Genomic DNA, 23,117 nt, shown 5'->3' with positions numbered 1-23,117 from the left:
TGGTGCTCATGGTTGCAGACCCGTTGCGTGGCCCAGCTCGCGGCGCAATTGCAGCACTGGGTCTTCGCCGGTACTGAACATCAGCAGCGGGATCCGGCTGCGCCGCAGCATATGCGCCACCTCACGCAGGCGCCCTTGCAGATAGTCGCCCAGCGGCTTGCGCACCTTGGCCCGGTCCAGGGTCAGCTCCACCTGCAACTGGCCCTGAGTCACCAGCAGCCGACCCTGAGCGGGCAGATTCAGCGCCAGGGGGTCGTAGACCTGCAGGGCCAGCACGTCGTTATGGGCCGCCAGCTCGCGCAGCAAGTGCAGTGTCGTGTCACTGCTGCCGGCGAAGTCACTGATGATGCAGATCACGTGATCATGTCCGGCACTTCGCAGGCACTGACGCAAGGACTTGTCCAGTTGGCCGGGGTCTTCTTCAATCAGATTGTCGGCGCTGAGTGCGTTGTTCTGCCTGACCAGCGACGCCAGCAAAGCCGCGATGTGCTGCCGGCTACGCCGGGGGCTGAGGTGCTCGATACGCTCATCGTTGAAGACCAGCGCGCCGACGCGATCTCCAGCCTGGGCGGCAATCCAGGCGAGCAGGGCGGCGAGTTCGGCGGCGATTACCGATTTGAAACTGCGAACCGAGCCGAAAAACATGTTCATGCGTTGATCGACCAGCAATAGCGCCGGGCGATCGCGCTCCTCCCGGTAGGTCTTGACGAAGGGCTTGCCGAGCCGCGAACTGGCCCGCCAGTCGAGTGCCCGCAGGTCATCCCCCGGCAGATAGCGGCGCAGCTCTTCGAAGTCCAGACCGCGACCGCGCAGCCGCGAACCGTGACTGCCAGCGAGGATGCTCGAGCGCGGCTGGCGCGTCAGCAGGCTCAGGCCGCGGGCCTTGAATTCCAGGGCCATCAGCTCCGCTAATGACACCCGAACGCCCTGGAGTGCCTGGGGTTGGTCGTGCATGGCGTTCTCCTTGTTACAACCGCTGCGTAGAACCCTTGTGGGACCGGCTTTAGCCGGGAAGGCGCAGGCAGGGTCGATACATTTGTATCGCCTGTTACATCGTTTTCCCGGCTAAAGCCGGTCCCACACTGATCAAACCGGAATACCTACCTTGTCCAATAACCGATCCAGTACCTGCTCGACGCTGACCTCATCGGCCACGGCGTCATAACTGAGCTTTATTCGATGGCGTAGCACCGGATGCAGCATGACTCGCACGTCATCAGGGCCGACGAAGTCCTGGCCTTCGAACCAGGCATGGCTGCGTGACAATCGGTCCAGAGCAATGCCGCCGCGAGGGCTGGCGCCCAGGTCGATCCAGCGCGCAAGGTCTGGGTCATAGGTCGCCGGGTGCCGAGTGGCGTCGATCAGGTCGATCAGGTATTGGTCGATGGCCGCCGAGACATGAATCGCGCCGATCTCCCTGCGTGCGGCGAATAGCACATCCTGGGGCAGGCTTTGGGTAATCACCGCCTGCGCCAGGCCCGGCTGCTGTTCTTCGCGCCGGAGCATTTGCAGGACCTGGCGTTCGTCTTCGGGCCGGGGGTAATCCAGCAGCACCTTCATCAGAAAACGGTCCATCTGCGCTTCGGGCAGCGGGTAGGTGCCTTCCTGTTCGATGGGATTCTGGGTCGCCAGCACGACGAACAACTCTGGCAACTTGTGGCTGATCCCGGCCACGGTGATCTGCCGTTCTTCCATGGCTTCCAGCAGCGCCGCCTGGACCTTGGCCGGGGCGCGGTTGATTTCGTCGGCCAGAATCAGGTTGCCGAACAGCGGACCTTGCTGAAAACGGATCTGGTTCTGACCGTCGACCTGCTGGAGGATTTCCGCGCCAGTGATATCCGAGGGCAGCAGATCCGGGGTGAACTGAATCCGGCTCATCTTCACCTGCAAGTGCCGGGACAGGGCCTTGACCATGCGCGTCTTGGCCAGCCCCGGCAGGCTTTCCAGCAGCATGTGGCCGCTGGCTAACAGCCCCAGCAGAACTTGCCGGATAACCTGTTCTTGCCCCAGCACATCCTGGCTGATCTGGCCTTGCAACCCGGCAATATCGTCACGAATACTCATCAAAGCTCCTTTAGCGCGGCGCGACGACCACCACGTATTGCACGCTGGTGCCGACGTACTGCGGCTGATACCAGGTGCTGCCGCACTGTTGATAGCTGACGCCGTTGATCAGTACCGGCACGCAGGTCTTGGGCACCGACGCCACGGCGGTGCCAATGGCGATGGCGGTGGCTGTGGTTGCGCCGACCACCGCAGCCGTTGCCCAAGGGTGATACCAGTCATCGTCGTGATGCGGTGGTGGTGGCGGTGGCGGAGGCGGCATCGGATGGGGCCCCGGAGGTCCAGGCGGATGGGGAGGGCCCGGTGGGTGAGGGGGTGGGCCGGCAAAATGAGGCGGCGCAACGACAAAGGTACGGGCGCCGCCACCGGCGATGACATGCCAGGCCTGTGCAGGTACGGGCAACAGCAGAGCGCCGGTCAGGCAAAGGACAAACGACTTGTTCATGGCTGCACCTCCCCGGCAGGCAGGACAATTTCCCGCAACGGCACGGCACGCACACCTTCCGGCGGGACGAAGTCAAAGGTGCTGGCAGGGGCCGGTTTATCCTCGATCCAGCGGTAGCGCACGCTGTGCCGTGGCTTGCCTTCGGCATCCTGACGCACGATCACCAACTGGCACGGCATCGGTCGCGGCCCCAGGTGCACCCAGAGCTGCCAGTCGACACCGGGCTGGCGATAGGCGTAATGGGCGCAGAGTTGGCCGTCGACCTCCTGATCATTGATGTAGAGCGCATTGCTGATGCCAACCTCGTCGGCTGTACCGGCATCCCAGCGGAACAGATCGGCCAGGGGCAGCACTACGCCGTAGCGTTTGTTCATGTCGTCGACCAGCGCATCAATGGTCGCGGGGGCATCGCCGCTGGCGTAGTAACGCTGCCCCTGGTCATACAGGGCAAAACGCTTGCCGTTGTAGAACAGGGTCTTGCGCCAGGGGCCGTCGACCACAGTGACCCGCAGCTTGTCGGGCTGGGTAGCGATCAGCTCGGTGTGGTAGCTGAACTGGATGACCTGGCCGTTATCAAGGACCTGATCGGTGTCGCTGCTGGCGACCAGATGCAAGTGTTTGAGGGTGCGCAGGAAACGGCCCATGTCCTGCAGGACCTTCATGGCCCGGGGATCCTTTTCCGTAGACACGGCCGGTTCTGCCGATCCAGCGGCCGAGGCACTGGCGAGCAGCAGCGCCAACAGGCTGGCTGCCAGTCGGCGTTGGCATTGCAATGAGCGTCCTACATTCATTTTCGAGCTTCCTGGCCATGCGCAAACTGCGGGGCATACCGGCCTCGGCATGCCATTGCTGATCCGAGCTTATTTCTTGCCCGCCTTGAGCTTCTCGTAGCTCAGGCGCATGTCGCTGGCCCAGCCGTCGAGCACCGGCTTGACGTCGTTCAGGGTCAGTTGGGTCTTGTCGTTTTCCAGAGGCTTGCCGCTGCCTTTGCGTACCACCTGGGCCAGTACCTTCTTGCTCTGGCCGTCAAGGAACGCCGCTTCGGTAGCGACCTCGACGTTCTGGTCACGCCCGCCTGCGGCGGTGTTCACCGCGGCGGCCACCAGGGCGATGGGGATGACTTCATAGGGCTTGAGCCCTTCGGTGCTGGTAGACACGGCGGTGATCGCCGGGCGTACGACAATGGTGTGCGGTCCCGGCCCCTGGGCCAGCGGCATGTCCTTGCCCAGTTCGCGCTTGAGGGCGGCGTCGAAGTATTGAGTGATGGATTGCAGGGTCTGCGCCGAGATCACTGCCGTCGCCTGAGGCTGCGGATAGAACTGGCTGGGTTCGATATAGACCTGGGTGTATTCGCTGAGCTTGATGTCCGGATCGATCCAGCGCATGACTGGCGCGCCGGTGGCACTTTCTGCCGGTTTGAGCTGGCTGTAATCCTTGAGAAAGCCCGAATACTTGCTGGGGTCGACCTGGGAACTGGCGCAGCCGCCAAGGCCCAGGATGGCGCAGCAGAGCAGCGTTTTAAGCACTGGCATTTTCATTGAGTGACTCCCTTCATGGTGGGGGGGGGAAACGCCTTACCAGACATACTGCAGACGAAAGGTCCAGGTGTTGACGTCGGGCGATCCGGTGCGCTCGGAGACCGTGTCGCTGTAGGCGATCAGGCCGCCGAATTGCGGTGACAGCATGAAACCCATGGTGGCGCCGACGATGACGTTTTCCTGCTTGTTGTCCTGGTCGCTGCCGTTGATCTTGGTTTCGCCGCCGGTGTTGTAGGTGGCATCGAGCCCGACCCACAGCGCGCGGTTGATGCTGTAGCTGTAGTGGCTCTCGAGGGCGTAGAGCGGCTTCTGTTCGAGCTTGTTGTCGCCGATGTAGTCGTTGTTCTTGCCGTACAGCGAGACGTAGGTGTTGAACTCCAGCCAGGTCGGGCCAATGGGTGTACCGAAGGCCAGTTCCGGTTTCACCACCCAGCGATTGGCGCCGATATTGATGATGCGTTTCTTGTCGTAGTCGCCGGTGGGGGTGACCAGGGTCAAGGCACCGCTGAAGAAGGTGCCGGGTGTCCAGCTGGCAAACTCTTCCTTGGTCAGGGCCGGGCCACCGAAAAAATTGTGGGCAATGATCAGTTGCGTATCACCACGACCACCGTTGTGTTTGGTGCCGGAGAAGTACTGGCCATTGTCGAACGAGGCGCTGATATCAGCGTAGGGCTGCAGGATTTCCACCGCCGTATTGCGCCCGTCTATCGCCAAGGAGCGGGCGAAACGGGCGATATAGACGTTGGCGTTAAGGGACAGGCCGTCGATGGGCAGGGACGTATCGATGGGCGTGTTGGTATCGATCAGGTTGTAGTAACCGAACGCCATATTCAGATCGATCGGAGTGTTCTGCCAGTCACGGGCGTTATCGGCAAAGGCCATGACGGGGACGGCGGCCAGTACGGCGGCGGTGAAATAACGGGCGCGGCTATCTGTAGTCATGACAACTCCTTACTTGCCAAAAGTGATGTTCAGGCCCGCAAACAGAGTGAAGCGCGGCAGGCCATCGCCCTTGTGTTCAACCGTCCACTGCGGCTCGACGAAGGCATTGAAGATAGTGCTGCCGACTTTCCACGCCTTGCCTGCGCCCAAGCCGATGGGGATGTAGTGGGTGTCGTTCTTCAGGTCGAAGGTCCAGGTGCCGGTGGAGCGCAGATACCAGCCCTTGGGCAGGTTATGGATCAGGAAGGGTTGTAAGGTGGCGGACTCGACGTGCACGCGATCCTCGTCGCCAGCGAACGAGCTCTGGTATTGCACCAGCGCACCGATCAAGCCCCGTGGCGAAGAGTCAATGGCAATGGCGGCAAGGCCCGCCTGCCACTTGCCAGTACCCAATTGGTCATGGGCGGCGGTGGGCGCGGTGATCTGCGGACCGATGCCCAACTGTATGCCTTCGGTCTTGAGCAGGAAGATATCGAACAGGTTTAGATCGCCAACACCTGTGCTGTAGCCGCCATGAGGATCGGGACGGGTACTGATGGGCAGGGTCGCCCTGAGCAACTGTGGTACACCGATAAAATCACCGGGCGCGATGGGCAGCGTGCCGCGCAGCAACAGGTCGTTGGTATGGGCGTTAGTGTTGGCGATGTCCGGGGTGTAGTAGTCCTGAAGATTGAGACCCGGTGCCAGGTTCAAGGGATTATTGCTCTTGTTGGCAGTATCGGCGTTATCAGCCGATGCCAGACCTGCGGGCAGAAGAAGGCTGAGGAAGAGAACTTGTCCTGACCTGCGAAAATCATCCATAACATCTTATCTCTAAAGATAAAAAGCCACATGGCCAGCGCCCGTGCTGCACGTACGGCGGTTCAGGTATGCGTCGCGAAAACAGATGCAGAGAGAAAAGAAATTAGCATCTTATTGTTAGGCTGCAAGTGGTGGTGTGTTAACAAACGGCATTACGCTTGAAGTTCCTGGAGCAAATAAGCCTCCATCAAATTGCACTCATTTACACCCTATTGAACGATTTATGTTAGCTTGCTTACTATTAAAACAAGCGGCCATATAGGGACTTGCTAAAGATAACAGCCGGTCTATAGCCAAACCGTCTAATGCAGGGTTGATCACGGCCTTCGAGTACGCTGGTCGGCAACGATCCGCTTATTTAATGTAAACCCATGCAGCCCTGCTCAATTATTCGCCAGGATCGCCTGCGCCAGCTGCAAGTCCGTAGCCCTTTGGTTCGCGGCAAGCTCCCTGAGCGACAGCAAGGCCTGCTCCAGTCTGGCGGCTCTTATCGCACCGTTAGTCGCGACAAAAGCAGCCGCATCATCTCGGGCGGCACTAACGACTTTGTTGTCATTGCTGCTGGAGCCGGAAGAAGAGACGTCGGAGGTGGCCTGGGAAGATCCTTCTATTGACCTGCCGATGGCATCCAGCGTAGCGGCAATACTTGTGGCGCCTGCGTAACCGCTGAAACCGATGCAGAAAAACGCTGTATAGATAGACATCCATTTCATAAGAAAACCCTGAGTGGCGTTGCCGCAGACTTGTGAGCTTTGGCTTGTCAGCTTCGCGCGGCTGTTCTGGAGACTAGATCCGTTTAATCGGTGTGCAAGTATTTATATTCAGAAAAACAGTGAAATATTTAGTATTGAATGATGGCGTTTTGATGCTGCTTGCCAGCGCTATTTTCGTCAGTCAACGTGCCGAGGCTTGCCGAATCGCAATAACTGGCTATGACTTAGTTTTCGTTTTCACAGGAAGATCATGAAATGCCAGCTGCCAAGAAGATGAGCGTCGGGCAACTAACCATGTTAACCGCCGTTAACATGTTAGGCTCAGGGATTATCTTGTTGCCCACCAAACTGGCCGAAGTTGGGGCCATTTCCATCCTGTCCTGGCTGGTCACGGCCACCGGTTCCCTAGCGCTGGCCTACGCCTTTGCGCGCTGCGGCATGCTCAGCCGAAAGACCGGCGGCATGGGCGGCTATGCCGAATACACCTTCGGCAAGGGCGGCAACTATATAACCAATTACACCTATGGCCTCTCGTTGCTTATTGCCAATGTGGCGATCGGTATTACGGCGGTTGGCTATATCCAGACGCTGTTCAGCATCCAGCTCAACTCGCTGCAGGTCGGTCTGGCGACCATCGTCCTGTTGTGGATCACCACCTTCGCCAACTTTGGTGGCGCGGGAATTACCGGCAAGATCGGTGCGGTGACGGTCTGGGGCGTGATTGCCCCGGTGGTGCTGGTCTCGACCATTGGCTGGTTCTGGTTCGACAGCAGCGTCTATGCCGCAGGCTGGAACCCCCACGACAAAAGTTGGTTCGAGGCGGCGGGGGCTTCGGTGGCAATCACCCTGTGGGCATTTCTCGGCCTGGAATCGGCCTGTGCCAACACCGACGCCGTGGAAAATCCCGAGAAGAACGTGCCCATTGCCGTGCTCGGCGGCACCCTGGGTGCGGCAGTAATTTACATCGTCTCGACCAACGTCATCGCCGGCATCGTCAGTAATCCCGAGCTGGTGGCGTCTACTGCGCCATTTGGTCTGGTTTTCGCGAAGATGTTCACGCCGCTGGTCGGCAACCTGGTCATGGGCCTGATGATACTGGCCTGCATCGGTTCGCTGCTGGGTTGGCAATTCACCATTGCCCAGGTGTTCAAGAGCTCGGCCGACACCGGTTATTTCCTGCCGATATTTGCCAAGGCCAACAAGGCCGGCACGCCGATTGTCGGCATGTTGATCCTGCTGGCCGGGCAGACGGCACTCGCGTTGCTGACCATCAGCCCGGACCTGAGCAAGCAGTTCGATGTGCTGGTCAACCTGGCCGTCGTCACCAATCTGGTGCCGTACATCCTGTCCATGGCCGCACTGATGACGATGCAGAAGGTCTCAAACGTTGAGCCGCGTCAGGCACTGATCAGCAATGTCATTGCCTGGGTGGCCGCCGCCTACAGCTATCTGGCGCTGTACAGCTCGGGCCCGCAGGCGCTGATGCTGGGCGGAGTGGCGACGATTTTCGGCTACACCCTGTTCGGCTTCGTCAATAACCGCCTGATCCGCCTCGAAGCGCTGAATAACAGCGTACCGGTGCAAACCATCAGCGCCCAACACCTCAGCGCGGAGCCCATCCCGGTAAACAACCTGAATTCCCCTGTGGAGGTTCGACCATGACGGAACACCGCCAATTGCTCGGCATGCTGGCCTTGCTGGTGAGCAGCGCCCCTGACAAACGCACGGTATTCGGCCGCGCCCTCAATCAATTGATCAGTGATGTCGAAGAACGCTCAATCAGTGTGCTGGTGTCGGAAAGCCTCAGTGATGCCACCTCGATTCTGCACTCCGACCCGGCCATCCAGTGCGTGCTGTTGAGCTGGGAAATGGACAAGAGTGACGATCATCAGGAATGCATCCAGTTGCTCACCGACCTGCGTGAGCGCAACACCCGGGTGCCGGTGTTCCTGATCAGCGACCGCAGTACCGCGTCCAGTATCCCGCTGGTGGTGATGCAGCACGCCGATGACTTCATCTGGCTGCCCGAAGACACCAGTCGCTTTCTCAGCGGACGCATTCTGGCGGCCATCGAGCGCTACCGTCAGGCCGTGTTGCCGCCAATGTTCGGCGCGTTGCTGAAGTTCGCCCGCTCCTACGAATACTCCTGGCATACGCCGGGTCATGCCGGTGGCACGGCGTTCCTGAAAAGCACGGCGGGCAGGGCGTTCTACGAGTTTTTCGGGGAAAACCTGCTGCGTTCCGACCTGTCGATCTCGGTGGGTGATCTCGGTTCGTTGCTCGACCACAGCGGCCCCATAGGGCAGGGCGAGCGTTATGCGGCCAAGGTTTTTGGCGCCCATCGTACTTACTACGTGACCAATGGCTCGTCCATGTCGAACCGGGTCATCCTCATGGCCAGCGTGACCCGTGATCAGATTGCCCTGTGCGACCGCAATTGCCACAAGTCCGCCGAACATGCGATGACCCTGTCCGGGGCGATCCCGACCTATCTGGTGCCGACCCGCAATCGCTACGGCATCATCGGCCCGATCCTGCCCCAGACCCTGAGCCGTGAAGGGGTGCAGGCAGCCATTGCCGCCAACCCGCTGGTCAAGAGCCATATCGACCCGACGCCGGTCCACGCCATTGTTACTAACTCCACCTATGACGGCCTGACCTATAACGTCACGCGAGTCGAAGAGTTGCTGGGGCAGAGCGTCGACCGCCTGCATTTCGACGAAGCCTGGTATGGCTATGCGCGGTTCAACCCGCTGTATCGCGACCGTTTTGCCATGCATGGCCGTCCGGAAGATCACGATGCGTCGAAACCCACGGTGTTTGCTACCCAATCGACCCACAAGCTGCTGGCGGCGCTGTCCCAGGCGTCGATGATTCATGTGCGCAACGGCCGCAATCCGATTCCCCACGGGCGTTTCAACGAGTCGTTCATGATGCATGCCTCGACCTCGCCGAACTACGCGATCATGGCCTCCTGCGACGTCAGCTCGGCCATGATGGAGGCGCCCAGCGGGCAAATTCTGACCAATGAATCCATCGAGGAGGCCATCGCCTTCCGGCAGGTGATCTCGCGGATGAAGAGCGAGATGCTCAGCCACGACGACTGGTTTTTCACCTGCTGGCAGCCGCCATCGGTCAAGGTCGATGGTGCGGCGGTGCCGTTCCACAAGGTCGATCCGCTGACACTGAAAACCGATCCGGACTGCTGGGTCCTGCACCCTAATGAGGTGTGGCATGGCTTCGGCGATATCGAGGACGGCTACTGCATGCTCGACCCGATCAAGGTCTCGGTGCTCAGCCCCGGCATGGGCGACGATGGTGAGTTGCTGGACTTCGGTATACCCGCCTGCGTGCTCAGCGCCTACCTGAGCCATCAGGGCATCGTCGTCGAGAAAACCACGGACTTCACCATCCTGTTCCTGTTCTCCATCGGCATCACCAAAGGCAAATGGGGCACGCTGGTCAATGCCTTGCTCGACTTCAAGCGCGACTACGACAGCAACCTGGAACTGGAGCTGTGCCTGCCCGATCTGCTCACCGCCAACCAGCAGCGCTATGCCGGCATGGGCTTGCGAGATCTGGCTGAAGATATCTTCACGGCCATGAAGCAGACCCGCACCACCTCGACCATGGCCAAGGCCTTCGGCATGTTGCCCAAGGCCGAATTCAGCCCGGTGGAGGCTTACGAGAAGCTGGTGAAAAATCAGGTCGAACTGGTCACACTGGAGGAGGCGGCCGGGCGTATTGTCGCCACCGGCATCGTGCCGTATCCGCCGGGTATCCCGTTGTTGATGCCGGGGGAAAACGCCGGCCCCGCTGATGGCCCGTTGCTGGCCTACCTGCGGGCGCTGGAAAGCTTCGACAAGTCCTATCCCGGCTTTACCCATGACACCCATGGCATCGAGACCGAGGCGGGGGTTTATCGGCTGCTGGTACTCAAGTGAGCTGATCCGGGTGATTTGCTCAGCCGATCACGCGCAAAGCGGCGACAGCTCGGCGAGCATCACCTCCCGCGCACATTGCGCGAAGCTGCTGACCAGTCGCGATTGCGGGTGGTGGGATGGAAACAGCAAGCCAATCACCACCGGGATACTGGCGGTGAAGGGGCGTGACTCGATGCTGTGAATCGTTGCCTCTTCGGAGGCGGCGACCGGGTTGATCAGGCTGACGCCCATGCCCGCGCCGACCAGTGCACAAATCGACGCGCCCAGACTCGCTTCGGCAACGATCCGACGCTTGACTCCGGCCTGCTCGAAGATGTCATCGATGCGCTCGCGCACCGGGCTTGCGCTGGGGAAGGAGATATAGCGTTCGTTGGCGAAATCTTCGGGCGTGACCCGTTCCAGTTGCGCGAATCGATGGCCCTTGGGAAAGACCGCGACGCAGTTGGAGGTGATCACCGGGTCGACATGGATGCCGGGGGTCTGGTTATAGAGCATGGCCAGACCGGTGCTGCACATGCCGGAGCGAATCCACTCGTTGACCGTGCTTTCGTTGCCCGACTGGATAGTCACCAGCACATCCGGAAACTCCAGCTTGAAGCGGGCGACTATTCGCGCCAGCAAACCACCCGCCAGCCGGGGCATGGCCGCCAATACCAGGCGATCGCGACCGAACGAGCGGATCACCGCAGCCGCCGATTCGAGGCTGGTCAGGCCGGAAAATGTCTTCTCTACCTCACTATAAAAACGCTCGCCGTCCACGGTCGGCTTGAGCTTGCTGCCGTGGCGTTCGAACAAGGGAAATTGGGTGAGGGCTTCCAGTTGACTGATAAGGCGGCTGACTTGCGGCTGCGATGTGTGCAGCTTACGAGCGGCGATTGTCATCGATCCGGTCATCATAATGGCGCGAAACGCTTCGATCTGACGAAGCTTCATATATCCTTCGCTCATATCAATCCTGTATCCAGCAATACGTAAGAGGTATTGGGCTTAAATATATTCTTCATGGATACTTTTTGCCACTACCGATCTCCTGCTCTCGGTCAGTTCGCGACACCAGATGATGTTCTCTGTTTCGATTACCGAGGAAGGACTATGAAAGTGATCAGCGCTGTAACAGCGATTGCGGCAGTTGTGCTCAGTGCACAGGCGTTTGCGGATGGGCGAATCGACAGGATTCGCGAGTCGGGCTCTATCACCCTTGGTTACCCGGAAAGTTCGGTGCCGTTCGGCTACCTGGACGCCCAGCAGAAACCCGTGGGCTACACCGTCGAGATTTGTGAAGCCATTACCCAGAAGATCAAGACGGCACTGAATCTCCCGTCCCTGGCCGTGCATTACAACCCGACGGCGTCGGCAACCCGTATCCCGTTGCTGGCCAATGGCACGATCGATCTGGAGTGCGGCAATACCACTAATAAAGCCGATCGCCATTCGCTGGTGTCTTTCGCCCCGACGACATTCGTCGCCCAGGTCGTGCTGCTGGCACGCAAGGACGCCGGGGTAGACGTCAATGACCTGTCGTCCTTTCGCGGCAAGACCATCGCCGCCCAGGCGGGTGGCCAGACCTTCAAGCTGATCTCGATGCTCAACGCCAAGTACGGCTACGGTATTTCCGTGGCACCAGCCAAGGACACCGCGGAAACCTTCCTGATGGTTTCCAGTGGCCGTGCCGCCGGTTCGGCCAACGATGACGGGCTGGCGTACGGTGCCGTGGCGTCGTCGAAGAATCCTGAAGACTTCGTCGTCGGCAGCAAAGGCCTGGAGCTTGCCCCCTACGGCATTCTCGAGCCCAAGGACGATCCGCAGTTCAAGACCCTGGTCGATACCGCAGTCGTCGAGCTGATCAAGGACGGCACGGTGAACAAGCTGTACGACAAATACTTCACCTCGCCGATTCCGCCCCACGGCATCAACCTGAATTTCCCCATGAGCGCTGCGCTCAAGAAAGCCTTGGCCAACCCTACCGATTCGGCTGATCCGGCCCTTTACGAGTAGGCAACCTCATGAACTATGACTGGAGCTGGAGGATCTTTCTTGAGCTGTCCTCCAACGGCGTCGACACCTATCTGTACAACTTGCTGATCGGTGTCGGCTGGACCCTGGCCCTGTCGTTGTCGGCAGGGGCGGTGTCGCTGATCATGGGGTCCATGGTGGCGGTATTGCGCACGGCACCCTCGGTGCTGCTGCACTATATCGGCACCCTGTACGTCGAGATATTTCGCAATATCCCGCTGCTGGTACAGATGTTTCTCTGGTATTTCGTCCTTCCTGAGCTGTTGCCCAAGGACTGGGGCGATGCCTTGAAACAGATGGGCCAGCCCTGGGGGCAGTTCATTCCTGCGGTGCTGTGCCTGAGCTTCTACGGTACTGCGCGCCTGGCGGAAACCCTTCGTGCAGGCATCCAGTCGCTGCCGCGAGGGCAGGGCCAGGCGGGCATCGCCATGGGCCTAACGCCGCTGCAGGTGTATCGCTACGTGATCATGCCCCAGGCTTATCGCATCGTGATCCCGCCGCTGACCTCGGAGTTCATGGGGATCGTCAAATACTCCTCCGTGGCCCTGACCATCGGCCTGCTGGAATTGACCGGGCAGGCGCGGGCCATGCAGGAATTCAGCTTCCATATCTTCGAGGCGTTTTCAGCAGCGACGGTGGGTTATCTGGTGATCAATGGCTGCGTCGTACTGGCCATGCACTATCTGGAGCGGCATTTTGCCTTGCCGGGCAGGATTGGCTGGAAAACCCGGGTCAAGTTGAGCGGGAGCGCATCATGAATTTTGATTTTGCTGTCGTCATCAGTGCCATTCCGTACCTGTTCGGCACGGGCATGACCTTCACCCTGACCCTGACGGCCGCAGCGGCGAGCATGGGTCTGCTGCTGGGGACTTTATTGGCGGTGATGCGCCTGTCACCGTATCGACTGATATCGATACCGGCCGGGTTCTACGTCAACGCCATGCGTTCGGTGCCGCTGCTGCTGGTGATCTTCTGGTTCTACTTTCTGATGCCGTACATCGGCGCCTGGGCAACCGGGGCTTCACGGCCAATGAATGTGGGGGCGTACAAGTCGGCGATCATCACTTTCACCCTGTTCGAAGCGGCGTACTTCTGCGAAATCATGCGGGCCGGCATTCAATCGGTATCCCGTGGGCAGATGTCGGCGGGGCTGGCGATCGGCCTGACGTATCGCCAGTCGATGCAGAGCATCATTTTGCCCCAGGCCTTTCGCAACATGCTGCCGTCACTGGTGACACGGGTAATCATCCTGTTCCAGGACACCTCACTGGTGTACGTGCTGTCCCTGACCGACTTCCTCGGCGCGGGCGCGAAGATCGGCCAGCGTGATGGCCGGTTGGTCGAGCTGTATCTGTTCGTTGCCCTGGTCTACCTGGTGATCTGTTTCAGCGCCTCGCGGATCGTCAAATTGCTTGAAAGAAGAGCGCTGGTCGCTCGTTGAGCCGCCATTGGTGAGTGTCAATCCAGTTACGGGTTATCCAAGATGATTGAGTTCAATAACGTCAGCAAATGGTACGGCGAGTTTCAGGTACTGGACAGCTGCACCACCCAGGTCAGCAAGGGTGAAGTGGTGGTGGTTTGCGGGCCTTCGGGCTCGGGCAAATCAACCCTGATCAAGACCGTCAACGCCCTTGAGTCGTTTGAAAAGGGTACGGTATCGGTGAACGGTATCAGTGTCGGCGATCCCAAGACCGACCTTCCCAAGCTGCGCTCCCAGGCCGGCATGGTGTTTCAGCATTTCGAGCTGTTTCCCCATTTGTCGGTCACGGAAAACCTGTGCATGGGCCAGATCAAGGTGCTCAAGCGCAACCCGGAAGAAGCCAGGATCAAAGCTCACGCGCTGCTGGACCGGGTCGGTCTTCTGGCGCACAAGGACAAGCATCCGGGCATGCTCTCGGGTGGTCAGCAACAGCGCGTGGCCATCGCCCGGGCCTTGTCCATGGACCCTGGGGTGATGCTGTTCGATGAGCCGACCTCGGCCCTGGATCCGGAAATGGTCAACGAAGTGCTGGATGTCATGACCGACCTGGCCCGTGAAGGCATGACCATGATGGTGGTCACCCATGAAATGGGCTTTGCCCGGCGCGTGGCTGATCGGGTCATCTTCATGGATGGCGGCAAGATCATTGAAGATTGCGTCACCTCTGAATTCTTCGACAACGTCGAGGCGCGCAGCGAGCGCACTCGCCAGTTTCTCTCAAAAATCCTCCAGCACTGACAGGGGTTTCTCATGTCTGCTTTGAATTCCCACGACAGCGGGGCGGGCATCGCCTTGCCGGTCGATTTGCGCAGCGACACGGTGACGCGGCCTACCGAGCAAATGTACGAGGTCATGCGCACCGCACCGATCGGTGATGACGGCCTGGATTTCGACCCTTCGGTACGCATGCTGGAGGAGGGCGTTGCCACTCTGCTTGGCAAGGAAGAAGGCTTGTTCGTGCCCAGTTGCACCATGGCCAACCTGTTGGCGGTACTGGCGCAAACCGGACGCGGCGAGCAGGTGGTGCTGGAGTCCAGTGCGCACATGTATACCTCCGAGCGTGGGGCGGCGACCTTTACCGGGCTGTTTTATCTCGGCGTTCCCGGCCTGCGCGGCGAGATGGACCTGAATCACACCGAGGAGTCCCTCAAGGGCGGCAAGCACAAGCTGCACACGGGCGTGCTGGCCATGGAGACGTCTCATAACAACTCAGGCGGCGCTGTGCCGGGGCTGGCCCACATGCAGGCGGTGTATCGGCTGGCCGAAGCGCAAGGCGTGCCGGTGCATCTGGACGGCGCGCGACTGTTCAACGCAGCGGTGGCGCTGGGCGTCAGTGCGCAGGCGGTGGCGCAGCATGCCGATACGGTTTCCGTGTGCCTGTCCAAAGGCCTCAGCGCACCGGTCGGGGCGGTGCTGGTCGGGCCGTCGGCCATGATGCACCAGGCCCGCCGACTGCGACGCATGCTCGGCGGCACCCAGCGCCAGGCCGGCATCATGGCCGCTGCGGGGCTTTATGGGGTGCAGAACATGGTCAGCCGTCTCAGCGAAGACCATCAACGCGCGCAACACCTCAGCCGCCTGATCAATCAGCTGGGTCTGCCGATCAGCGCCTCGCAGCCGCAAACCAATATCGTCCAGATCGACATCGCGCAGACCGGCCTGGATAGCAACGCCTGGGCAAATAACCTCGAGTCCCTGGGACTATTGGTGCGGCCGTGGGGCAAAGATCGCCTTCGCTGCGTGACCCACCGGCATATTGGTGACGAGGATATTGAGCGTGCCGTGGCTTGTTTCAAGCAGGGAGTGAGATTGGTGGCTGGATAAGCAATTGTGTGGTTTGTAGGACCGGCTTTAGCCGGGAGCGCGCTCTCGCGGCTGACACCGCTCCTACAAAAACGCATTCAATCAGCCGGTTGTTTTGTGAGGGCGAGCGCACGGCGCTCATTGATCCGTTCAACCGTCGCCATATGCTCGGTGCCCCAGGCACACAATGCGCCCAATGCTGTGGCCAGGGACTGCCCGAAAGGGGTGAGGGAGTACTCGACCTTCGGCGGTATCTCCTGAAAGTCCACCCGGGCAATGATTTCATCCCGCTCCAGCTCTTTGAGCTGCTGAATCAATACTTTATCGGTCACGCCACCAATGGCCCGGCGCAGCTCGCCGTAGCGATGAACGTTCTGCGCCAGATGATAAAGGACCAACGGTTTCCATTTCCCGCCGATCACTGCCAGCGCGGCGTCCAGCCCGCAATTGAAAGGGTTGTTGAGCATGTTTTGACTCCCGGATCAGGCACTTACCAAAAGGTGCATACTATTCAAATAAATAGCGCGGATCTACAGTTGTGCCTCAACTTTCTTGAGGAACAGTCATGAGCAGACTCACCGGAAAAATCGCAGTAGTGACCGGCGGCAATAGCGGCATTGGCCTGGCGACAGCCATACGTTTTGCGGCAGAAGGCGCACAAGTCGTCATCGTCGGACGCCGTCAGGAAGAGCTGGACAAGGCGGTCCAACTGATCGGCCATGAAACGTTGGCAATCCAAGGCGACATTGCCAATCTGCAGGACCTTGACCGTATCTACGAGCAGATCAAGGCCGCCAAAGGCCGGATCGACGTGCTGTTCGCCAACGCGGGGCTGGGGGATTTCCAGCCAATCGGCTCGATCACTGAAGAGTCCTTTGACCGCACCTTCGGCATCAATGTCAAAGGCACGCTGTTCACCGTGCAAAAAGCGCTGCCACTGATGCAGCAGGGCGGCTCGATCATCCTCACCGGCTCGACCACCGGCACCATGGGCACGCCGGCATTCAGTGTCTACAGCGCGACCAAGGCGGCGCTGCGCAATTTCGCCAGGAGTTGGGCGCTGGACCTCAAGGGCACGGGCATTCGCGTCAATGTCCTTTCACCTGGACCGATCGAAACACCCGGGCTGGACCTGGCGCTTTCGACCACAGGCCAGAAGGATGCGATCGTTGACTCGATGGTCGAGCAATTGCCGCTGGGCCGTATCGGTAAGCCGGAAGAAGTGGCCGCTGCGGCGTTGTTCCTGGCATCGGATGAAAGCAGCTTCATGACGGGGAGCGAGATGTTTGTAGATGGAGGATTGGCGCAGGTTTGATGGACAAACCGGGATAACCATAGATCCCCTTGATTGGTTTCAGTCCAGGGATTCAGAGGGGATCTGTGCAGGCTAGGGGACATCATCACTCTCTGGCGTCGTGTCCTTAAAACGGCATTTGCGCCGAAGTCTCATCGAACCGCTCCCGCAGGAAATCCAGCAACGCCCGCACCCGCGGCGCCAGGTAACGACTGCGTGGATACAGGGCGTGTACTGGCGCTTCGGCTGTTTGCCACTCGGGCATCAGCAAGGTCAGGCGCCCGGCGTTGATATCCGCTGTGACATCCCAGATCGACTTCAACACGATGCCGTGACCATCGACAGCCCACTGCCGGGCGAGGGCGCCGTCGTTGGTTTCCCGAGCGGCCTCCAGTGGCACCTTGAACAGCACCTCTTCCTCGCCACGACGCAAGCGCCATTCATTCGACCAGCCTGACTGCCCGACGACGATATGATCGAAGTCAGCCAACTGTCGCGGGTGTTGCGGCGTGCCTTTGCGTGCCAGGTAGCCGGGCGCTGCACACAACACCCGGCGATTGGCGGCCAGCGGCCGGGCGATCAAAGAGCTGTCCGGCGGCACGCCGAAGCGGATCACCAGATCGACGTCATCGGCCACCAGGTGCGAGAGCGAGTCAGACAACTGCAGCGCGGGAACGACCTGTGGATACAGACGTGTAAACGCGTCGAGCCACGGGTTGAGCACATGACGGCCAAAGTCCGAGGTGGCCGAAATACGGATCTTGCCGCGAATTTCATTTTTCTCTGCCGACAATGCCGCACGGGCATCGTCCAGTGCCTGCAGCGCCTGACGGCAGTGCTCCAGATAAACCCGGCCCTCATCGGTGAGGCGCAGTTGCCGGGTGGTGCGCTCGAACAGACGGGTGGCCAGCGAAGCTTCCAGCTTGAGCAGTCGCGCACTGGCTGCTGCCGGCGACAGCCCGAGTTTGCGGCCTGCCTGTGACAGCCCGCCCAACTGAGCCGCTTCGACAAACAGTCGGATGTCGCCGAGGTTATCCATGATTATTCCAATATTTTTGAAAATCCATCAAAGGTTAGGCCAATTATCAATGCACGTCCCTGGTTACACACTGGCCCCATCAACATTCATTAGCCCAGGAGACCTTGACCATGAATGCATCCAACACCTTGTTCAGCCCCGTCGCATTCGCCGGCATCACTGCCTCTCATCGCGTCGTCATGGCGCCCATGACCCGCGCCCGCAGCAGCCAGCCCGGCGACATCCCCAACGCCAGTAACGCCGAGTACTACGCCCAGCGCGCTTCGGCAGCCTTGATCGTTACCGAGGCCGCGCAGATTTCGCCTCAGGGCAAGGGCTACTCATTCACCCCCGGCATCCATAGCGAAGCGCAAGTGCAAGGCTGGCAGGGTATTACCGAGGCCGTGCATGCCAAGGGCGGGCGTATCTTCCTGCAGTTGTGGCATGTCGGGCGCTTGTCCCACCCCGACTTTCATCACGGCGAGTTGCCAGTGGCGCCCTCTGCCGAGCCGTTCGAAGGGCAGATCTGGAAAGTTGACCCGGTAACGGGGCAGGGCGGCATGTTCGATTCCCCGACACCCCGGGCACTGAGCCATGCAGAAATCAAACAGGTGGTCGAAGACTTCCGCCAGGCCGCGCGCCGGGCGATGCGCGCAGGTTTTGACGGCGTGGAAATCCACGGCGCCAACGGTTACCTGATCGATCAGTTCCTGCGCACCACCTCCAACACCCGTACCGATGAGTACGGTGGTTCGCGCAGCAATCGCCTGCGCTTTCTTAAGGACGTGGTCGATGCGGTCAGCGACGAGGTGGGTGCCGAACGTACCGCTATTCGCCTGGCTCCTTTTCTGACGGCGCGTGGCATGGCTTGCCCGGATATCCTGCCGACCATTCTCGAAGCCGCTGAATACCTGCAAGGCAAGGGCATCGGTTATCTGCACCTGGTGGAAGCCGATTGGGACGATGCGCCAGTCTTTACCGAGTCGTTCCGCCAGGCGATCCGGGCTCGCTTCAGCCGTCCGATCATCGTCGCCGGCAACTACAATCGCGAGCGCGCGGAGTGGGTCATCGGTCAGGGCTATGCCGACCTGGTCGCTTTCGGTCGGCCCTTTGTCAGCAACCCGGACCTGCCATTGCGCCTGATGCAAAACCTGCCGCTGGCGCCTCTCGATCACTCGACCCTGTTTGGCGGCAGCGCCAAGGGCTACAGCGATTACCCCGCTGTTACTGTGGGAGAAGCATGATGCGCAGATTGATTTCGGGCCTGCTTGCCGCTGCTACATTGACGACTACCGTCCTGAGTTCGAACGCCAGGGCTGCCGAGCCGACACTGATAACGCCCAAGGTAATCATTGCCGATCCTGGCGCAAATCCCGCACGGGTTGAGGCGCAAACCCTGGCCGCGCGGCGCTATGCGACCTTCTGGCAGTCCGGCAATCCGGCCTTGGCACAAGAGGCACTGGCGGCGGACTTCATGGACCGCGCATTGCCGCCTGGCCGCCCTCAAGGTATCGCAGGTCCGTTGGCGGCTTCCAAGGCGTTCCACAGTGCGGTGCCAGACCTGCAATGTGAGATTCAACAAATGATTGTCAGCGGTGATCGCGTGGTATCGCACTTGCGCTTCAGCGGCCACTTCACCGGTACATTCAACGGCGTGCAAGGGCAGGGGCAGGCGGTCAACTTCATTGCCACCGACATCTACCGCATCGCCAACGGCCGGATCGCCGAGAACTGGCATCTGGAGGACAACCTGACATTCCTGCAGCAGATTGGTATCGTCGCGCGTTAGCCTGGCAGACCAACCGTCGCTTTAGACGATTCACCGCTGCGCAAAGGCCATTCTGCAAGCATTACCTGAAGGGGTGAGTGATTGATTCGAAGCGTGCGCATTTTTCTCTCGATCTGCTGCGTTTTGCCAGCCTTGGTCGGTAACGCCCATGCAGCGGACCTTACGGTTGCCTCACTCAACACTCTTCATCTTGGATGGGGCGCGTCGCCAGCCACACAAAACAAGTGCGAGCAGATAAAAGGGCTGATGTCGAAAGCCGATGTGCTTTTCTTGCAGGAAGCGATGAGTTCATCTTTGCCCTGCACTGAGCTGGGCAGCGACGTGGCGAGTACCTGTTCTGCAGTGAAGGGCGACAGTACGTATAGAGAAGCCTATTGCTTTGTATATAAAACCAGCAAAATAACGCCGATAGACTTCCAGGATGCGCCCGCCGCTTCATTCAGTCGTCCGCCCTACGCAATGCTTGCCAGGGTCAGCGTGGGTACATCAAATCACTATGCGTGGTTTGCGGATATTCACTCTATTTTTGGCAATTCACCGAAACTGCGCCAAGCGGAAGCAAACGCAGCAGGCTCATTCTTTAACAGCCTTGCGACAACAACCCACGAGGCAGTTGAAATTCCACCGCAAGGCTTTGCGGTGGTGATCGGTGGCGACTGGAATCTTGGCGTGACCAACAAGAAAGACGTTTATCAACCGGGATTTACCTGGGCCGATCCGCAAGCATCTCCCGCACTGGCTCCGTCGGCATGCCCGAGAAATGACGCAACCAGCCTGACTGCCAAAGGCGATCCTGCCAGTCCTTATGACCACTTGATCATAACCGGCGCCTCTTTGGTGGGCGACGATCACTGCTACATCACAATGAACAGCCTGTCAGGACGGGACTGGAGAAAGAATGTTTCAGATCACATGGCTGTCTATTGGGGATTAACGTTCAAATGAACAGTTGCCCATCAATTCAAAAATCCTTGCCCAGGATATCGGTTATCTGTCGGGCCTGCGTTCGTAACGCCTCGCAGAACACATCCACTGCCGTCGAACCTGGCCTGTGGTCGGGGCGTATCAGCATCACCTTATAAGGCACGCTAACACTCAGTTTACGAATCGACAGTCCGGTTTGGGCCGCCGCCAGTCCACTCAGCGGATTAATAACGGCCACGCCCAACCCTTGTCTGACCATGGCGCATACCGATGCGGCGTTGGACGTCTCGATGACCGTGCGCCGGTTGACGCCGGCAGTTCTGAAATGTTGGTCCAGCTGCTGCCGGTAGGTATCAAGGCGGGACAGGTTGACGAAATTCACGTCGTGAAAGTCGCTGAGCTCGAGCTGGGCCTTGTGTGCCAACGGGTGCTGGTCAGGCAATACACAGACCATGTTTGCACTGAACAGCAATTCGCCGAACGTCCCTCTGGGTATTTGCTCGACTTCGGTCAAGCCGAGGTCATGTTGTTGTGCGACCAGGGACTCTTCCAGCAGTGGCGACTCCTGAGCGGTAATGCTTACGCTCACGCCTGGGTGGAAATGATGAAATTGCCGGCACACCTCGGGCAGCAACGTCTGGGAAAACAGCGGCAGGCAGGTGATCGCCAGCCTCCCATGCTCGAAGTTGCGAATCGCCTGAGCGAAACGGTCAATACGTTCCAGGGCGATGTACGAGCGCTCAACTTCCTCAATCAACAGAAACGCCTGTGCTGTTGGCTTCAAGCGTCCCCCCTCACGATCAAACAGACACAGCCCGACCAACTGCTCTAATCGTGAGAGTTCACGGCTGATGGTGGGCTGTGAGGTGAAGAGCAGTCGGGCGGCACCCGTAACGCTCCCGGATGACATGATGGCTCGAAATATCTCGATATGACGAAAGGATAGTTTCACGGGAAAACCAATAAGGAACGTTATAGCCATATCAGATCTGAATGATCTGACGAAAAAAAGCTATTTTTATAAATTCTCTGCCGGGTCCACTCTCGGGTTTTCCCTGGACGAGAACCCTTCATGATTGATTCCGCACCGTTTGAATTATTAGCCGACGCGGTTCGCCGCCACGGATCGCCGCTTTGGGCCTATGAGGCCAGGACGATCATTGATCGCATCGAAGATCTGCAGGGTTTCGACACGGTTCGATACGCGCAGAAAGCCAACCCCAACCTGCATATCCTGCGCCTGATGCGTGCTCAAGGTCTGGTCCTGGATGCGGTTTCATTGGGTGAGGTCGAGCGAGCCCTGGCTGCCGGGGCCTCGGTCGATGGTCATCCGCCAGGGGTGGTCCTGACCTGCGATATGCTCGATCAGGTGACCCTGGCCCGAGTGATCGTGCTACAAGTCGAAGTGAACGCGGGCTCTATCGACATGCTCAGGCAGTTGGGCGAGCGCTCCCCAGGACATCGTGTCTGGATCCGCATCAACCCCGGATTCGGCCATGGCCACAGTCGCAAGACCAACACCGGCGGTGAAAAAAGCAAACATGGTATCTGGCATGAGCAACTGGGCGAGGCGCTGGACTGTATAAGCGCTTACGGTCTGCATTTGGTGGGTGTGCACATGCACATCGGCTCCGGTGTGGATTACGAGCATCTGGAGCAGATTGCTCAGTCGATGATCAAGCTGGTGGGTCAGATGGACAGGGATATAGAGGCCTTCTCGATTGGCGGTGGGCTGTCAGTACCCTATGGAAGCACCGACAGACCGGTCGATATCCAGCGCTACGCCCGGACATGGGCGGCGGCCAGGGCGCAAATCGAGGCGATGCTTGGCCATCCCGTGCGTATGGAGATAGAGCCCGGCCGGTTTCTGGTTGCAGAGTCGGGCTACCTGGTAACGGAGGTCCGTGCCGTGAAGCAAATGGGCGGCAATACCTTCGTGCTGGTTGATGCCGGCTTTAACGACTTGATGCGGCCGGCGTTGTACGGCAGTTACCACCACATGACGTTGCTCGACGCTGACGGCAAGCCGGTCACCCGCCCGTTGCAGCCGACAATGGTGGCCGGGCCGCTGTGTGAGTCTGGCGATGTTTTTACCCAGGATGAACACGCTCTGGCCGCCCGGGATCTGCCCTTGGCCCGTGTCGGTGATCTGCTGGTGATCCACGACACCGGTGCCTATGGCGCTTCAATGTCTTCAAACTACAACAGTCGGCCGCTATTGCCCGAGATCCTGATTGAGCACGCCGGTTTTCGGTTGATCAGGCGTCGACAAAACATTCAGGAACTTCTGAGTCTGGAGTTATGCCCATGAGGCGTTCAACGTGGTGAGCCAGCCAACTGCAGTGACTC

The 23,117-nt window shown here is 59.5% G+C and carries 24 protein-coding genes; 12 read left to right on the top strand and 12 right to left on the bottom strand.

The annotated features are described in order from the left end of the window. Positions 1–6: 6 nt before the first annotated feature. From M2401_RS11340 to M2401_RS11305, 8 genes are all read right to left on the bottom strand, one after another. Entirely contained in the window at positions 7–954 is a 948-nt protein-coding gene (locus M2401_RS11340) for a DUF58 domain-containing protein (RefSeq protein ID WP_259102766.1), read from the bottom strand. 132 nt (positions 955–1,086) lie between these two features. Then, positions 1,087–2,064: a MoxR family ATPase gene (locus M2401_RS11335; protein WP_259102765.1), complete on the bottom strand. Its 978-nt coding sequence runs from the start codon at positions 2,062–2,064 to the stop codon at positions 1,087–1,089. Between the two features lie 10 nt (positions 2,065–2,074). Beyond that, positions 2,075–2,509: a hypothetical protein gene (locus M2401_RS11330; RefSeq protein WP_259102763.1), complete on the bottom strand. Its 435-nt coding sequence runs from the start codon at positions 2,507–2,509 to the stop codon at positions 2,075–2,077. Next, complete coding sequence (locus M2401_RS11325) at positions 2,506–3,300, bottom strand: DUF2092 domain-containing protein (protein WP_259102762.1); 795 nt, start codon at positions 3,298–3,300, stop codon at positions 2,506–2,508. Before M2401_RS11325 ends, M2401_RS11330 begins: the two co-directional genes overlap by 4 nt. Positions 3,301–3,369: 69 nt before the next feature. Next, positions 3,370–4,047: a DUF3313 domain-containing protein gene (locus M2401_RS11320; protein ID WP_259102761.1), complete on the bottom strand. Its 678-nt coding sequence runs from the start codon at positions 4,045–4,047 to the stop codon at positions 3,370–3,372. 36 nt (positions 4,048–4,083) lie between these two features. Continuing rightward, on the bottom strand, positions 4,084–4,929 hold the full coding sequence (locus M2401_RS11315; protein ID WP_409033919.1) for a transporter: 846 nt from the start codon (positions 4,927–4,929) through the stop codon (positions 4,084–4,086). A gap of 69 nt (positions 4,930–4,998) precedes the next feature. Further along, entirely contained in the window at positions 4,999–5,790 is a 792-nt protein-coding gene (locus M2401_RS11310) for a hypothetical protein (RefSeq protein ID WP_259102759.1), read from the bottom strand. 383 nt (positions 5,791–6,173) lie between these two features. Continuing rightward, the gene (locus M2401_RS11305) at positions 6,174–6,503 is read right to left on the bottom strand and encodes a DUF2388 domain-containing protein (RefSeq protein WP_259102758.1); all 330 of its coding nucleotides are present in this window, start codon (positions 6,501–6,503) and stop codon (positions 6,174–6,176) included. 255 nt (positions 6,504–6,758) lie between these two features. Here M2401_RS11305 and potE point away from each other — a divergent pair, with 255 nt between their 5' ends. Both potE and M2401_RS11295 read left to right on the top strand, forming a co-directional pair. Then, the gene (gene potE, locus M2401_RS11300) at positions 6,759–8,165 is read left to right on the top strand and encodes a putrescine-ornithine antiporter (protein WP_259102757.1); all 1,407 of its coding nucleotides are present in this window, start codon (positions 6,759–6,761) and stop codon (positions 8,163–8,165) included. After that, on the top strand, positions 8,162–10,447 hold the full coding sequence (locus M2401_RS11295) for an Orn/Lys/Arg decarboxylase N-terminal domain-containing protein (RefSeq protein ID WP_259102756.1): 2,286 nt from the start codon (positions 8,162–8,164) through the stop codon (positions 10,445–10,447). Before potE ends, M2401_RS11295 begins: the two co-directional genes overlap by 4 nt. Positions 10,448–10,474: 27 nt before the next feature. On the opposite strand, the gene M2401_RS11290 is transcribed toward M2401_RS11295, so the two are convergent. After that, complete coding sequence (locus tag M2401_RS11290) at positions 10,475–11,395, bottom strand: LysR substrate-binding domain-containing protein (RefSeq protein ID WP_259102754.1); 921 nt, start codon at positions 11,393–11,395, stop codon at positions 10,475–10,477. 144 nt (positions 11,396–11,539) lie between these two features. On the opposite strand from M2401_RS11290, the gene M2401_RS11285 reads away from it, so the two are divergent. From M2401_RS11285 to M2401_RS11265, 5 genes are read left to right on the top strand one after another with little or no spacing between them, the layout of a single operon-like run. Continuing rightward, positions 11,540–12,442, top strand: a complete 903-nt coding sequence (locus M2401_RS11285) for an amino acid ABC transporter substrate-binding protein (RefSeq protein WP_259102752.1) — start codon at positions 11,540–11,542, stop codon at positions 12,440–12,442. A gap of 8 nt (positions 12,443–12,450) precedes the next feature. Beyond that, entirely contained in the window at positions 12,451–13,218 is a 768-nt protein-coding gene (locus M2401_RS11280; protein WP_259102751.1) for an amino acid ABC transporter permease, read from the top strand. Further along, positions 13,215–13,901: an amino acid ABC transporter permease gene (locus M2401_RS11275; protein WP_259102749.1), complete on the top strand. Its 687-nt coding sequence runs from the start codon at positions 13,215–13,217 to the stop codon at positions 13,899–13,901. Before M2401_RS11280 ends, M2401_RS11275 begins: the two co-directional genes overlap by 4 nt. 42 nt (positions 13,902–13,943) lie before the next feature. Then, positions 13,944–14,678 (top strand): amino acid ABC transporter ATP-binding protein, encoded by a 735-nt coding sequence (locus M2401_RS11270; RefSeq protein WP_259102747.1) that lies wholly within the window; start codon positions 13,944–13,946, stop codon positions 14,676–14,678. A gap of 12 nt (positions 14,679–14,690) precedes the next feature. Next, positions 14,691–15,764, top strand: coding sequence for a low specificity L-threonine aldolase (locus M2401_RS11265; protein WP_259102746.1), 1,074 nt, complete (start codon positions 14,691–14,693; stop codon positions 15,762–15,764). Between the two features lie 77 nt (positions 15,765–15,841). Here the strand turns inward: M2401_RS11265 and M2401_RS11260 are convergent, their stop codons facing one another. Next, a complete protein-coding gene (locus M2401_RS11260; RefSeq protein WP_259102744.1) occupies positions 15,842–16,210 on the bottom strand; it encodes a helix-turn-helix domain-containing protein in 369 nt (122 codons plus the stop codon). 98 nt (positions 16,211–16,308) lie between these two features. Here M2401_RS11260 and M2401_RS11255 point away from each other — a divergent pair, with 98 nt between their 5' ends. Continuing rightward, positions 16,309–17,058 (top strand): SDR family NAD(P)-dependent oxidoreductase, encoded by a 750-nt coding sequence (locus tag M2401_RS11255; protein WP_259102742.1) that lies wholly within the window; start codon positions 16,309–16,311, stop codon positions 17,056–17,058. A 106-nt stretch (positions 17,059–17,164) separates the two neighbouring features. Here the strand turns inward: M2401_RS11255 and M2401_RS11250 are convergent, their stop codons facing one another. Then, positions 17,165–18,076 (bottom strand): LysR family transcriptional regulator, encoded by a 912-nt coding sequence (locus tag M2401_RS11250; RefSeq protein WP_259102741.1) that lies wholly within the window; start codon positions 18,074–18,076, stop codon positions 17,165–17,167. Positions 18,077–18,186: 110 nt separating this feature from the next. Between M2401_RS11250 and M2401_RS11245 the strand changes: the two genes are divergently transcribed. The 3 genes from M2401_RS11245 (at position 18,187) to M2401_RS11235 (ending at position 20,789) form a co-directional block, all read left to right on the top strand. Next, positions 18,187–19,299 carry an alkene reductase gene (locus M2401_RS11245; protein WP_259102739.1) on the top strand — a complete coding sequence of 371 codons (1,113 nt, stop codon included), beginning with the start codon at positions 18,187–18,189 and terminating at the stop codon, positions 19,297–19,299. Then, positions 19,299–19,844 carry an ester cyclase gene (locus tag M2401_RS11240; protein WP_409033912.1) on the top strand — a complete coding sequence of 182 codons (546 nt, stop codon included), beginning with the start codon at positions 19,299–19,301 and terminating at the stop codon, positions 19,842–19,844. The genes M2401_RS11245 and M2401_RS11240 overlap by 1 nt, the downstream gene beginning before the upstream one ends. A 93-nt stretch (positions 19,845–19,937) precedes the next feature. Next, the gene (locus M2401_RS11235; RefSeq protein WP_259102736.1) at positions 19,938–20,789 is read left to right on the top strand and encodes a deoxyribonuclease; all 852 of its coding nucleotides are present in this window, start codon (positions 19,938–19,940) and stop codon (positions 20,787–20,789) included. Between the two features lie 16 nt (positions 20,790–20,805). Here the strand turns inward: M2401_RS11235 and M2401_RS11230 are convergent, their stop codons facing one another. Next, on the bottom strand, positions 20,806–21,720 hold the full coding sequence (locus M2401_RS11230) for a LysR family transcriptional regulator (RefSeq protein WP_259103285.1): 915 nt from the start codon (positions 21,718–21,720) through the stop codon (positions 20,806–20,808). Positions 21,721–21,840: 120 nt separating this feature from the next. On the opposite strand from M2401_RS11230, the gene lysA reads away from it, so the two are divergent. Next, on the top strand, positions 21,841–23,079 hold the full coding sequence (gene lysA, locus M2401_RS11225; protein ID WP_259102735.1) for a diaminopimelate decarboxylase: 1,239 nt from the start codon (positions 21,841–21,843) through the stop codon (positions 23,077–23,079). Positions 23,080–23,117 lie beyond the last annotated feature (38 nt).

Source organism: Pseudomonas sp. JUb42, assembly GCF_024807945.1.
GTDB lineage: Bacteria > Pseudomonadota > Gammaproteobacteria > Pseudomonadales > Pseudomonadaceae > Aquipseudomonas.
The sequence above is the reverse complement of the archived record's forward strand: the minus strand, read 5'-3'. Positions and strand labels throughout refer to the sequence as shown.